General features: G+C 71.7%; 2 protein-coding genes (both only partly in view). Both read right to left on the bottom strand.

Going from position 1 to position 14,503, the window contains the following annotated elements; all coding sequences use genetic code 11:
- On the bottom strand, nucleotides 1-2,099 hold the start of the coding sequence (locus AB0I77_RS14700) for an SDR family NAD(P)-dependent oxidoreductase (protein WP_363282903.1). 11,632 nt of this gene lie to the left of the window's left edge; 2,099 of the gene's 13,731 nt are visible here — the first part of the coding sequence; it begins with the start codon at nucleotides 2,097-2,099; its stop codon lies beyond the left edge, outside the window.
- Nucleotides 2,096-14,503, bottom strand: the 3' portion of a protein-coding gene (locus AB0I77_RS14695; protein ID WP_363282902.1) for an SDR family NAD(P)-dependent oxidoreductase. The gene runs 15,339 nt beyond the window's last position; the window shows 12,408 of its 27,747 coding nt (coding positions 15,340-27,747); its start codon lies beyond the right edge, outside the window; its stop codon occupies nucleotides 2,096-2,098. Before AB0I77_RS14695 ends, AB0I77_RS14700 begins: the two co-directional genes overlap by 4 nt.

Below are 14,503 nucleotides of genomic sequence, written 5' to 3'. Positions count from 1 at the left end.
ATGCTCATCGCCTCTTGCGGCGAGATGGCGAAGAACAGCGGGTCGAAGTCGGCGAACCCCTCCAGGAAGCCGCCCCACTTGCTGTAGCTCAGCCCTCGCGCGACGGCCTCCTCGCGGTCCGCGTGGAAGAAGCCCGTCAGGTCCCAGCGCTGCGGTGGGACCTCCGAGACGCAGTCACGCCCCGCGGCCAGGTTCTCCCAGTACTCGTCGAGGTTGCGCGCCTGGGGGAAGCGCCCGCTCACACCGACGACGGCGATGACGTCGGCGGCGTCGGGGGGCTGTGACGTGTCCCGCTCGACGACGGCCGGAGCGGGGGCGCCCCGGACGGGAGCCGGCTGCGCGACGCCGGCCGCGCCCACGAGGGGCGCTGCGTCGACACCGGTCCAGGTGAGGCACTCCTCCCTGTGTTCCGCCACGAAGTAGTCGCCGAGGCTGTCCAGCGATGTGTACTCGTACAACAGCGCGGCCGAAAGGCCGGGGAAGACCTTCGCGAGCTTCCGGTTCAGCCGCGTGACGACGATCGAGTCGATCCCGTAACTCTCCAGGGACGCACCCGGGTCGATCTGCGCGGCCCTCAGGCCGGTGACGCCGCCGAACAGCCTGCCGAGCTTGTCGACCACCTTGTCGCGCAGCTCGTCCTCGTCGACAGCCGCCACCGGGAACGCCGTCGCGGTGTGCGCGGAGGAGGACGGGGCCGCGGCGGACCGGGCGGTGGCGGACGGGGCAGAGAACGCTTGACGGATGCGGGGGCCGTCGCCCTCGACGGCCATCACCTGGCTGTGGGGCGAGAGGAGGAACTCGTGCAGGACGCGCATGCCGGTCGCCGTACGCAGCGGAGTCATGCCGAGGTCCGCGCGGAGCACGCGCACCGTCTCCTCGTCGACGGTCATGCCGCCCTCCGCCCACAGGGGCCAGTTGACGGACAGGCTTCGCCCGGAGCGCTGTCCGGCGGTGACGAGGGCGTCGCGGTGGTGCGCGAAGGCGTCCATGAACGCGTTGGCGGCCGCGTAGTCCGCCTGGCCGGTGTTGCCCGTGACCGCGGCCCCCGAGGAGAACGTGGCTAAGAAGTCCAACGCGAGGTCCCGGCTGGCGTTGTCGAGGTTGACCGTCCCGGTCACCTTCGGGGCCAGGACCTCCCGCAGCGCGTCCGCGCTCTTGGTGCGGATGAGGCCGTCCCTGGTGACCCCGGCGCTGTGGATGATGCCGTTGATCGAGCCGCACTCCCGCCGGGCCCCGGCGACGAACTTCTCCACGGCCGCCGCGTCGGCGACGTCGAGCCGCACGTAGCGCACCTGCGCGTGCGGGCGGCTCAGCGCCTCCAGCACCTGCGCCCGCTCGCCGTCGAGGTCCGAACGGCCGGTCAGGAAGAGGGTCGTGCTGTGGACCGACCGCAGCAGGTCCTCGGCAACCAGCCGCCCCAGGCCGCCCAGCCCACCGGTGATGACGTAGGTGCCGCCTTCCTTCCAGGGCAGATCGGTATGGGCCGGGACGGGCAACTCCCGCCAGACCAGGGCCTCCCGCTCACCGTCGCGCCACCGCACCGCCGAGGAGTCCGCGTCGCCGCGTGCCTCCAGGACCTGCTCCACCACCCGCTCCACACGCGGGGCCCGGTCGACGAGCACCAGTTGCGGCACGACCTTCGGGTTCTCCAGCGCCGCGGTCCTCAGCATCGCGAGAAGACCGGACAGCAGCGAGTCATCGCCGGTCTCCGGGCAGACGAGCTGGACAAGCGTCCGGGGCAGCGTCAGATCGGCGAGCAGCCGCTTGACCGTGTCGAGCACCTGGCAGGCGATGTCCGAGTAGCGCGCCGCGAGCCCGGAGGACGGGCTCTCCAGGAGGTGGACCGCGAAGGCGCCGCTCCGCGCCCGCAACGCCTGCTGCGCCTGCCGCGGTCCCGCGAGCAGCACGACGTGCCCGGGGATCGCCGCGGCGTCGGTGCCGTCGACCGCCCGCTCCCAGACGGGACCGAACCTCACCAGCTCCGGGCCGGTCTCCTCGCCCGCCGGCACCGCCGCGCTGTGCACAGCCTCCTGGAACTGCTTCTTGGTGATGCGGTTCGCCTTGAGGTCCAGCAGCAACTTGACCAGTGCGTCGTTCACTTCGCCGCCCCTCCGTTTCCCGTTGTGCGCAGCGGCGCGGTGGTGAACGCCGAGCGGAGCATCTCTGCCGCGGCGGCCAGGTCGAGTGAGCCGTTCAGGTAGTCGTCGAGGACGTCGTCGACCTGCGATCGCGGGCCGTCGGCGTCCGGGTCCGCCACGCCGTCGGGCCGGTCGGTCCCTTCGTCGCCGATCCAGTACCGCTCCCGGGCGAAGGGGTAGGTCGGCAGGGACACCAGGCGCACGTCCGCGCCGACGTGCAGCGCCCGCCAGTCGATGTCGAAGCCGTTCAGCCACAGGTCGAGCACCTTGGCGTACTCACCCTTGGCGATCCAGGCCGCGACGACCTCACCCAGGCCCTCGTCATCGGTGAGCGCCGCACCGCCGTTGCGGTTCACCCGGCTGCGGTGCAGGCCCTCCGCGTGCTCCGGCCGGTCGAGGAAGCCGCGCAGCCTGGCCGTCAGTTCGTCGAGGGAGTCGACGACCGTCCCCAGCCGCTCGGGCATGGCCTCACGGCCGATCTGCAGCGTGTACGCGACATCGGCGAGCGCCGCCTCGCCCCGTTCCGGGTCGGACAGCCGGCGCAGGAGCGCGCTCGCCTGCTCCCGCAACCGCTCCTCGTCCATCGCGGAGAGCACGACCACCGCCGGTCCACCGTCCGGGACCCGCGGGGACTCGGGCTCGGCCGGACGGTACTCCTCGATCACGACGTGGGCGTTCGCGCCGCCCGCGCCGAAGGAGGACACCCCCGCCCTGCGCGGCACCTCGCGGGCGACGCCGTCGACGTCGACGACGGGACGCTGCCACGCGGCCCGCTCGCGCTGGACGACGAACGGCGACGACGCGAAGTCGATGTGCGGGTTCACCTCGTCCGCGTGCAGCGTGGGCGCCAGCTCGCCGTGCCGCATCTGGAGCACGACCTTGCACACGCCCGCCACGCCCGCCGCGGCCTCCGCGTGCCCGATGTTGCTCTTCACCGAGCCGATCGCGCAGAACTGGGTGTCCTGGGTGTCGTCGGAGAACGCGCGTTGCAATCCGTTGATCTCGATGGGGTCCCCCAGCGCGGTCCCGGTACCGTGGGCCTCCACGTAGCTGATCGTGCCCGCGTCGATGCCCGCCTTGTCCAGCGCTTGGCGGATCAGGTTCCCCTGGGCCACCGGGTTGGGGACGGTGTAGCCGTTCGTCGTGCCCCCGTGGTTGACACTCGTGGCGCGGATGACGGCGTGGATACGGTCGTTGTCCCGTTCCGCGTCGTCGAGTCGCTTGAGGATGAGCGCACCGACACCCTCGCCCGGCACGAACCCGTTGCCGCCGTGCCCGAAGCTGCGGCACTTGCCGTCGTCCGAGAGCATCCGCAGCCGGGAGAGGCTGACGTAGCCCGACGGGTGCAGGTAGAGGTTCACCCCGCCCGTCACGGCCAGTTCGCACTCGTCCCGGAGCAGGTGCTCGCACGCCTCGTGCAGCGCCGTGAGCGACGACGAGCACATCGTGTCGATGGGCATGCTGGGGCCGTTCAGGTTCAGCTTGAACGACACGCGGTTCGCGACCGACCCGAAGGAGGTGTAGGGGGACGTCATATCGCCGCGCCGCCACCTCTCGGGACCGTAGAGGTTGTGACCCGCGCGCGTGATGCCGGCGAAGACCCCGACGCGCCCGCCGTGCTCCTGCTCCAGGCGCGCCCGCGTGTAGCCCGCGTCCTCGAAGGCCTTCCACGTCTCCTGCAAGAACAGGCGCTCCTGGGGATCGACCTCCACTGCCTCGTTGGGCGTCATCGCGAAGAACAGCGGGTCGAAGTCGGCGAAGCCGTCGATGAAGCCGCCCCACTTGCTGTAGCTCTTGCCCTCGTCGGCGGCCCGGTCCTTGTCGGGCTCGTAGAAGTCGTCGAACCTCCACCTGTCCCCGGGGATCTCGGTGATCGAGTTCCTGCCGGACCGCAGGCCCGCCCAGAACTCGTCCAGGGTGTCGGCCTGTGGGAACCGCGCGCTCATGCCGATGATGGCGATGTCCCCGCCGCGGCGCGGCCGCGCCGCGCGTTCCCGCTGCGGCTCCGTCGCGCGAGCCGGTGTCGTGACAGCACGGGGCTCGACGGGACGGGACTCGGCGGGCACCGGGGCGGGGCTGTCCTGCGCCCGCGGCGCGAGACCGACGACGCGGGCGATGTCCTCCTGCCGTTCGGTAACGAAGTGGTCGGCCAGCGCGCCGACGGTGCGGTGCTCGAAGAAGAGCGTGCTGCCGACCTCTCCGAGGTCCTTCTGGAGCCCGTTGAGCAGTTGGAGGATCAGGATGGAGTCGATGCCGTACGTGGACAGCGGCTCTCCGGCCCTGATGGAGTTCGCCGGGATCATCAACGTGCGCGCCACCAGGTCCTTGAGGTAGGTGAGCACGGCTTCCTTCAGGCGTACCGGGTCCACCCGCGTCTGCGTGAGGGGCTGCGGGTCCACGCGAGTCCGCTGCGCCGGGTCCGTCGACGCCTGCGGCACGGCAGGCGTCCCGGAGGCCGGTGGTTCGACGGCGGCCGGCTGCTCGCCGCCACGGGTCTGATGGATCACCCCGTCGCTGAAGGCCACGACGACCTGCTGGCCGAGCACGTGTGCGCCGGCGGCGGGGAACTCGACCGACCCGTACCCCTCCCACTCCAGCACGGACTGCCACATCTCGGGCTCCAGCGCAGGGCCGCCATCGGTGCGCAGCTCCGGGTCGTCGTAGAGCCACCAGCCATCCAGGAGCGCGAACGTCAGCAGGCTGAACGGCGTGTACCCGTTGATCTCGTTGATGACCACCGCGGCCCCGGGCTTCATCAGCGCCTTGGCGTTGCGTAACGACTCACGGATGTCCCGGGTGGCGTGCAGGACGTTGGTCGCGACGACGAGGTCGTAGGCGCCCTCGGTGAAGCCCTGCTCCGTCACCGGCTTGCTCGCGTCGAACAACCGGCAGCGCAGGAAGGGGTTCTCCTCGCCGAATTCGCGCGTGCCGTGGATGAGGAAGGCGTTCGACATGTCGGTGTAGCAGTACTCGCCGATGTTGCGCGCATACGGCCTGAGCCGCCGCATGACCGTGGCGGTCGTGCCGCCCGTGCCCGCGCCCACTTCGACGATGCGGAACTCGGCGTCGGGGTTCTCGGCGATCCTGCGTTCGACCAACTCGACGACGCAGTCGCCGACGACGTCGTTGAAGTGGTCCGCGATCATGTTCCGCTTGTAGATGCCCTCGACCAGGTCGAGCGAGGACCCGGGGAAGATCACCTCGACGGCCGAGGCCGTCCCCGTCAGGATCTCGGTCAGCACGCGGAAGGTCCGGTCGACCAGATCGGCCGTGGCCCGAAGCTCCGGATCGGCGAGCCACAACCGCTTGCCGCGCTCCCACTCCCGCTCGGCCTCTCTCGCGTCGAGCCGGTTCCCGGCGGCGGTGAAGGACCCGGGGCCGGTCTCCTTGATGTGGCCGAAGCGCGTCAGGACCGCGAAGCACTCCCGCACCCACCGCTCGAACGCGTCCAGGACCCCGTTGTCCTGCATGAAGGACGCCACGTCGAAGACCTGCCGGCCGAACCAGCCGCGCTCTCGCAAGTCGCACCACAGCAGCTTTGCCAAGGCCTCATCCAGCTCCATCGCCTTGGCCTTCGTCCCGGTACGGACGCTCTGCACCTGGTCGGCGCGCGACGGGAGTGCCGGGGCGAGCGCGGGCGTCCGCGCCGCGGACCCCAGCACGCGGACCGACTCGCGACCGTCGAACGCCTCGAACCTCTCCGGCTTGCGCGTGTTGAGGTGGGCCACCTGCACCAGCGGCGAGGCCAAGAGCTGCTCGACGGTGGCGACGGCGAGGGCCGGGTCGATGTCGGCCAGCCCCTCCTGCTCGTAGAGACGCTCCCTGATGTGCTGCGGCACGTCGAGGCCACTGCCCACCGCGCCCCAGTACCCCCAGTTGACCACCCTCACGGGGTAGGGCCGCTCGGCGGACAGGCGGTGGGAGAGGGCGTCTTCAACGGCGCTGCCTGCGGCGTAACTGCAGTAGCCCATGGCCGGGTTGAGCGAGGAGATCGACGAGAAGAACAGCATGAAGTCCAGGTCGTCGGCGTCGAAGACCTCGGCCATCCACGCGCTCGCGTCGAGCTTGGCGCTCAGGCCCAGCCGGAACCGCTGCTCGTCGGTGTTCGGCAAGCTCTGGTCCACCAGGCCGAACACGGAGTGGACCACGCCGTTGACCGTGCCGAAACGCTGCTTGATCCGCGCGTGGGCGGCGGCGAGGGACTCGCGGTCGGCGGCGTCGGCGCGTACGTACCAGGGCGCGGGGCCGAGCGCGGCCAACCTGTCGATCTTGCGCTGGATGTCGTCGTCCAGTTCCCGCCTGCCGATCCACACGACCTGGGCGCCGAAGCGCCGGATCACGTCCTCGCTCCAGATCTCGCCGAGGCCACCGGCCCCGCCCAGGACGACGTACACGCCTCCCCTGGTGTAGGGGCTGTGGGACGGCGTGGCGAGCGCGGCGGGCGCCAGCCGTCGGCGGAACCACTGCCCGCCGCGCAACGCCCGGACCGGTTGTGAGGAAGCACTGAGCAGGGTGGACACGGGGAGGGCATCGCCCGCACCGAGGTCGAGCGAGTTCACCCGCCAGTTGGGGAGTTCCTTCGCCATCACGCCGGTCAGGCCCAGCACGGCCGCGTCGGCGGGGTGTACCCGCTCGCCGCGCAGTACGGGCTGCGTCTGCCGGGTGACGACGGTCCAGGTCAGGTCCGAACCCGCATGCCCCAGCGCGAGCAGCGCCTTGATGAGGCGGAAGAACACGACCACTCCGGCATCGGCCCGCCGGAGCAGCGCGGTGGCGTCCGAGTCCTCCCCCGTACGCGAGATCCAGACCAGGTGCCGGATGTCCCCGGCGCCCCGCAGCCACGCGGTCAGCGCGTCCACGCTGAGCGTGGGCTCGAGGTCGAGGAAGGCCGGCGCGCCGGACACGGCCGCGAGCCGAGCGCGTTCGGTGGCGTCTGCGCCGAACACGACCACGCCGGCCTGCGGGGGAGGCTCCTGCGCGGGGGTCCGGTCCCGGACCCACACGGGTGCCAGCGTGAGGTGGTTCCCACCTGCCGGGGATGCCGAGCGTTCCGCGGGTACGGGGGGCCCCGCGGGTACGGGCTCCACGCGCGCGGCGGGGGGCCTGCTGGGAGCCTCGACCGCCTCGGGCAGCCAGTACCGCTGGCGCTGGAAGGGGTACGTCGGCAGTGGGGTCCGCCGGTGCGCACTGCCTGCGAACAGCTCCGCGTACGCCAGTTCGTGGCCCTGGAGGTAGAGGTCGCGGACGACCGCGAGGTGCTCGACGCGGTCGCTCTGCGACGTACCGGCGGCGCACTGCCGGATGTGGGAGTTGCCGCGCTGCTCCCGCGCGGCGTCCCCGCTCGGGCGTCTCTCGGACAGGTCGGCGACGCGTACGTGCTCCTCGCGTCCGGTCGACAACCACTCCCGCAGCCGGTCCACCAGCTCGTCGGTGGTCCGCGCGACACAGGCCAGCCGGACCGGGCAGTGCCTGCGCCCGAGCAGCAGCGTCAGGCTGACGTCGCCCAGGTCGGTGTCGGGGTGGGCGCGCAGGTGGTCCGTCAACTGCTCGGCCTGGGTACGCAGTTGCTCGTGGGAGAGGGCGGACAACGCGATGAGGTGGGCGGGCAGGCGCACCCCGTCACGCGGCCGCACGGGCGCTTCCTCGACCACCATGTGGGCATTGGTCCCGCTGAACCCGAAGGAGTTCAGCGCCGCGAGCCGCGGGCGGCCGGCCTCGGTGGTCCAGTCCCGGTGGGCCGTGTTGACGTAGAACGGGCTCGCCGCGAAGTCGATGTGCGCGTTGCCCTGCTCGAAGTTCAAGGAGCGCGGGATCTCGCGGTGCCGCAGCGCGAGCAGGATCTTGATGAGCCCGGCCACGCCCGCTGTCGGCGACGTGTGACCGATGTTGGTCTTGACCGAGCCGATGGCGCAGTACTGCCGCCGGTCGGTGTAGCCGCGGAACGCCCGGGTCAGCGCCTGGAACTCGATGGGGTCGCCGAGCCGGGTGCCGGTGCCGTGCGCCTCGACGAGGCCGAGGTCGGCGGGGTCGACGCCGTACTTGTCGTAGACGGCCCGCTGCAGCTGTTCCTGGGACTTCGCGCTCGGCGCGGTGATGCCGTTGGAGGTGCCGTCCTGGTTGAGGCCGGAGCCGCGGATGAGGCCGTGGATGTGGTCGCCGTCGGCGAGCGCGTCACTCAGGCGCTTGAGCACGACGAAGCCGACGCCGTCACCGGGTACGAAGCCGTCCGCCCGCTCGTCGAAGGCGTGGCAGCGCCCGGTCGCGGAGAGCATCCCCGCCCGGTGGGCCTGCAGGTAGTAGTGGGGCGCGCACTGGACGGAGGCCCCACCGGCCAGGGCCATTTCGACCTCGCCCGCGCGCAGTGCCTGGCACGCCAGGTGTGCGGCGACCAGCGAGCCCGAGCACGCCGTGTCGACGGCGACGGCGGGACCCCGCAGGTCGAGGTGGTACGAGATGCGGGCAGGCATGATCGACTCGGCGTTGCCCCACATGGCCTGCGCCGGGGCGTCCGCGCCTGGCGAGGGCAGGTAGTCGACGGGCTGCGTACCGATGTAGACACCGCAGTTGGTGCTCTGTGCCCCCGCCCCGGCGTAGCCCGCGTCCTCGAACGCCCGCCAGGACTCCTCCAGGGCGATGCGCTGCTGAGGGTCCATGTAGGCCGCCTCGACACCTGATATCTGGAAGAACGCCGGGTCGAACCGATCGATGTCGGTCATCAGCGACGCGTGCCTGGGGAAGTCCGCACCGGGCGCGACGAACCGCGAGATGTCCCAGCGGGTGATCTCGCCGACCAGGCTCTCGCCGTCGGCGAGGTGCTCCCACAGCCGGTCGACGCTCTCCGCCCGGCCGAACCGCCCGCTCATGCCGATGATCGCGATCGGTTCCAGGTGCGGTTCGGTGTTCCCGGCCCGCACCGCGCCGGCGTCGGCCGTGCTCGCCGCGGGTGCCGCGTCCACCGTACGGAGCGCGGCCTGCGGAGCCTGCACTGGTCGCGCGAGGAGGGCGCCGACCCGCGCCGGGAAGGTCTCGGTGACGTAGGCCGCCAGCCGCCGGACCGAGCTGTGGTCGAACAGGTCGGTGGGCTCCAGCACCCCGCCGAGGATCTCGTTGAGGTCCCGGACCAGTTGGACGCCGACGATGGAGTCCACGCCGTAGTCCGCGAACGAGTCCTCTACGTGGATCTCGTCCTCCTCCAGTTCCAGGGCCTTCCGCAGTTGCGCCACGATCTCGCGCCGCACGTGCGCGTCGAGTGCCTGCGCGTCCGGTTCCTCCGTGTCGAGTGCCTGCGCGTCGAGGTCCTGGTGGTCCGCGTCCGGCGCGAGTGCCCCGGCGCCGGTGCGGGCGACGACGACCTGGTGCCCGGCGTCGTGGACCGCGGCGGCGGGGAAGGACACGGCCGCGAAGCCCTCGTCGTGCAGCACCGCCCGCCAGCGGTCGGGCTCCAGCGCGGGGCATCCGTGGATCCGCAGCTCCGGATCCCGGTAGAGCCACCACCCGTCGAGCAGGCCAAAGGTCAGGTGCGAGAACAGGGTGCGGGCGGCCAGCTCGTTCAACACGAGTGTGCCGTCGGGCCCCAGCAGTGTCCGCGCGTGGCGCACCGCCGCCCGGACGTCGCCGGTGGCGTGCAGGACGTTGGTCGCGAGGAGGATGTCGTACGTCGCCTCGGCCAGGCCCTGACCGGCCGGGCTGCGCTCCACATCGAAGAGCTCGTACCGCAGGTACGGGTGGTCGGCGCCGAACTCCTTCTTCCCCGTGCGCAGGAAGTGGGGGGAGACATCGGTGTAGCAGTACTCCGCGATGCTGTCCCGGTGACGGCTCAGCGCGCGCAACACCTTGTCGGTGGTGCCTCCCGTGCCCGCACCGATCTCCAGTACACGGACCCGACGGCCGGGATCCGCGGCGAGCAGGGCCTCGACGCGGTCCGCCACCTGCTCCGCGACGACCTCGTTGAGGGCTTCGGCGCTGTCGCACCGCCGGTAGACGCCCTCGACCAGTGACGTCGAGGCATCGGGGAAGATCACGTCGGTTCCCCTGCTTCGTCCAGAAAGGACGTCCGGGCACCCGCGGATCGCCTGGTCCAAAAGGTTGACGTAGGGGTTCGTGTTTCCGCTCTCCCGGCAGACGGCCGCCCAGCGCTGCCACGCGGTGCCACCGCCCGCCGAGGCCCTCGGGGTCAGCGTGTAGTACCCCGCGTCCAGTTCCAGGTAGCCGTGCTCGGCCAGGAAGCGGAGGCTCTCGTCGAGCCAGCGGCTGCGGACACGGTCCGGCTTCAGGCCGTCGCGAAGGCCGGCGACCAAGCCGCTGCCCTCCGCCGCCATGCCGAGCGCCTGCAACTGCGTGACCAACAGCCCGCAGAGGAGGTCGTCGTCGAAACCGCGGCCGCTTCCGGAGTCCGCGATCACCCGCCGCAGCCGGACGTCGTCGACGCTCCCGCCGTCGACCGGTTCGGCCTCGGCCGGTTCGGCCTCGACCGCTTCGCCCTGTACCGCCTCAGACAGCGGCGCGACGTCGGCAGGCCAGCAACGCCTCTTGGCGAACGGATACCCGGGCAGCGACACGGGAGTCGGCCGCCTGCCGCCGAACAGTGCCCGCCAATCCAGGTCGTGTCCCTGGCAGTAGAGCTTCGCGACAGCGCGCAGCGCCTCCACGAACGCCGGCTGGTCGTGGCGCAGCAGGGTCGCTTCGCGCACCAGGTCGTTGCCGGCCTCCAGCACCTCGGCCCGCGGGGCGAAGCCCTTCGGCACACTGCCGTCGACGGCGTCGGGCACCGTCGCGCCGCCCAGCCAATCGCGGAACAGGCGCGCGGCCTCACCCGTGTCGCGGGCCACCACGGCGCACCGGTGGCGGAAGTGGGCCCGGCCGTCGAGCAGTGTCGCACTGACCTGGCGCGCGCTGTGCCCACCGGCGGCGCCGTCGAGGAAGTCGACCAGGTCGGCGACCCGCTGCCGCAGCGCCTCCGGATCCTTCGCCGACACGGCGAAGAGGTGGGCGGGCGTCGTCACGTCGTGCTCGTCGGGCGTCACGAAGCTCTCCACCACCATGTGTGCGTTGGTTCCGCTCATACCGAAGGCGCTCAGGGCCGCGACGCGCTCGCGCCCCGCCGTGCGCGGCCACTGTCTGTTCGCCCGGTTCACGAAGAACGGGCTGTCCTGCCAGTCGATGTAGGTGCTCTCCCGCTCGCAGTGCAGGCTGGCCGGGATGGTCTCGTGGCGCATGGCCTGGAGGACCCCGATCAGGCTGACCAGCCCGGACGCCGCGAGCGTGTGGCCGACGTTGGACTTGGTCGAGGTCAGCGCGCAGTACCGCCGCTTGCCGGTGAGGCCGGTGAAGGCGTCGTTGAGCGCGTTGACCTCCACCGGGTCGCCGAGTCGGGTGCCCGTGCCGTGGGCGACCAGGTAGTCGATCTCCGCCGGGTCGACGTCGTACTTCTCGTAGGTCGACCGCAGGAGTTCGACCTGCGCGGCACCGTTGGGGGCGGTGATGCCGTTGGACTTGCCGTCGTAGTTGATCCCGCCGGCGCGGATGACGCCGTGGATCCGGTCCCCGTCCGCGATGGCCGCCGACAGCCGTTTCAGTACGACGACGGCGACGGCTTCGCTGACCACCATGCCGTTGGCCCGCTCGTCGAAGGCGTAGCAGACGCCGTCCTCGGAGAGCATTCCCGCCTGCCGCATGTCGGTGAGCTGCCGGGGCGTGGTGATCAGGCTGACGCCCGCCGCGAGGGCCGTGTCGCACTCGCCGTCGCGGATGCTCAGGCAGGCCTGATGGGCCGCCACGAGCCCGGACGAGCAGGCGGTGTTGATCGCCAGGACCGGGCCGGTGAAGTCGAGGAAGTGGGCGAGCCGCGCGGCGAGGACACCGTCGTGGTTGGCGGTGATGCTGCCGGTGCTCTCGGCCAGGCCCTCGTAGTCGCCGTGCTCGACGCCCACGAACATGCCGACCCTGCCCGGCGAACCGGGCTTCCACGCCGCGTCCTCCAGCGCCCGCCACGACTCCTGCAGGAGCAGGCGCTGACGCGGGTCCATGCCACGAGCCTCCTTCGGGGAGATCTCGAAGAACAGCGGGTCGAACTCCTCCGCCCCCGAGAGCTGACCGCAGCGGAAGGCAGCGAGCGGGCTGTCCGCCCCCTCGCCCCACAACGCGAGCCGTTCGGCACCGACCGGGCTGACGACGTCGCGGCCCTCCGAGAGGACGGACCACAGCTCATCGACGTCGCGCGCACCGGGGAAGCGCCCGCTCATGCCGATGATGGCCACGGCGTCGCTCCCCGGGCGGGCGGCCGCGGACCGCGCCCGGGGCGCGGAGCCCACCTGCGCGGCCGGCGCGGTCTCCTCCCGGAGGGGCACGTCAGGCTCAACGGGCGCGACAGGCTCAACGGGCGCGACGGGCAGTTCGACCGCCTCCGACGCGGATGCCGCGCCGTAGAGCGCCTCGAGGACGTCCCGGTACTTGCCGAGGAGATGGTTCCGCAGCTTCCCGAGCGTGGGGTGGCTGAAGAAGATCGACGGTGTGATCTCGACGCCGATGCGCCGCCCGATGCCGACGGCCAGTTCGACGAGGCTCACCGAGTCGAAGCCGTACTCGGAGAGGCTGTCGTCCTCGTGGATCCTGTCGGGTGAGACCTTCACGACGCGGCAGATGATGTCCCGGAGGTCCTGGTCCAAGTCCTCGTCGACGCTCGTCCCCGACGGCCCGGGACGCGGCGTGACGGACGCGGCGGAGGGCTCGGCGACGGAGGGCCCAGCGGCAGCGGCCGCCGGCCGAGGCGGCAGCAGGCCGAGGAAGCGGTGCACCCGGCTCGGCTCCCCGACCACCACCATGTGTTGGACGGCGTCCTGGGCCAACAGGGCCTCGAACAGCCGGAGTCCGTCCCGGGTCTCCAGGAAGTCCTGACCACTGGAGCGCAGATACAGGTCGGAGGCATCCTCGTCGAGGCTCATGCCGCCGTCGCGCCACAGCGGCCAGTTGATCACCACGGTCTTGCCGGAGACCTCCCCCGCGGCGCCCCGTTCGCCGCGGTGGGCGGCGTAGGCCGTCTGGAAGCGGTTGCCGAACGCGTAGTCGCAGGCGCCGAAGTCACCGATCACCGCGGAGGTCGAGGAGAAGTAGCAGACGAAGTCGAGGACCTCGCCCGCGAGCGCCTCGTCGAGCGCGAGCGTGCCGGCGATCTTGGCGGCCGCCGTCTGCTCGAAGGCGGCCACGCTCTTGTCCAAAATGCTCCCCCCGCCGGCGACCCCCGCGGCGTGGATGACGCCGTGCACGGGCCCGAACCGCTCACGCGCCTGCGCCAGGACGCGTTTCACGTCGCCCGCGTCGCAGACGTCCGCCCGTGTGTACAGGACCTTGTCCGCGCCGAGTTCGCGCAGCTTCTCCTGCCGCCGCGCGTCCGGCGCGGAGCGACCGGTCAGCACGACATTGGCCTCGTAGCCGCGGATGAGGTGCTCGGCCACGATCAGCCCGAGGCCGCCGAGACCACCGGTGATGAGGTAGGTCCCGCCGCGTTTGAAGACGCTGGGAGCCTCGGTCACCTCTGCCTGCCGTACGCGGCTGACGAAACGCCCGCCGTCCCGGTACAGGGCGCTGGACGCGGTCTCCTGGCGCACTTCGGCGACCAGCCGCTCGACCCAGCCCGCGACTCCGACGGGCCGCTGCGGATCAGCGGCGTCCTGCAGAACGACCGTGAACGCGGGCCGCGGCAGGACGAGCCCCAGCGAGCGCTCGAAACCGATGGCCGCTTCGAGGTGGGCGCGCTCGACACCGTCGCGGTACTGACCCGCGAGCACGAACCGCCGTGCGGAGACCTCGGCCCGCGCCAGAGCCTGGAGGGCGAGGACAACCTCGCTGACGTCGTCGGGGCGCGCACCCGGTTCAAGGCTCCAGAGGTCCAGGACGGCGTCGATGTCGCCGTGGCTCGCGGCGATGGCACCGAACGCGTCCGCGTAGTCACCGGCCTCCGCCGTGCGGACCTCGTACGAGTCCGGGGAGATCCGGCGGAAGGCGGCGCCCTGCCCGACGAAGGCGACGCGGGCGTCGGGGTCGAGCGCCCGGACCGCCCGCGCGACCTCGGCCTGGCGCTCGGAACCGCTGCACAGGCAGACGATGTTGCCGAGCCGCCGGGCCGGGCTTTCCGGCAGGCGCTCCGGCTCCCAGTCCTCGACGAAGACGAGAGGCCGCGCGCGCTCCGCGGGCGCACCGGCCGGGGACCCACCCGGGCGGGCGTGGTCTCCCGCGGTGAGCGGCTGGTCGTCGAAGGGGAAGTAGCGCTCGCGGGCGAAGGGGTAGGTCGGCAGTCCGATGCGGCGCGGGATCGGGCCGTCGTAAAGAACGCGCCAGTCGACGGGCACACCGTTCGCCCACAGTTCCAG

This window comes from Streptomyces sp. NPDC050619 (assembly GCF_040654815.1).
GTDB lineage: Bacteria > Actinomycetota > Actinomycetes > Streptomycetales > Streptomycetaceae > Streptomyces.
Note: the sequence above shows the minus strand (reverse complement) of the source record. Positions and strands in the feature narration are given on the sequence as shown.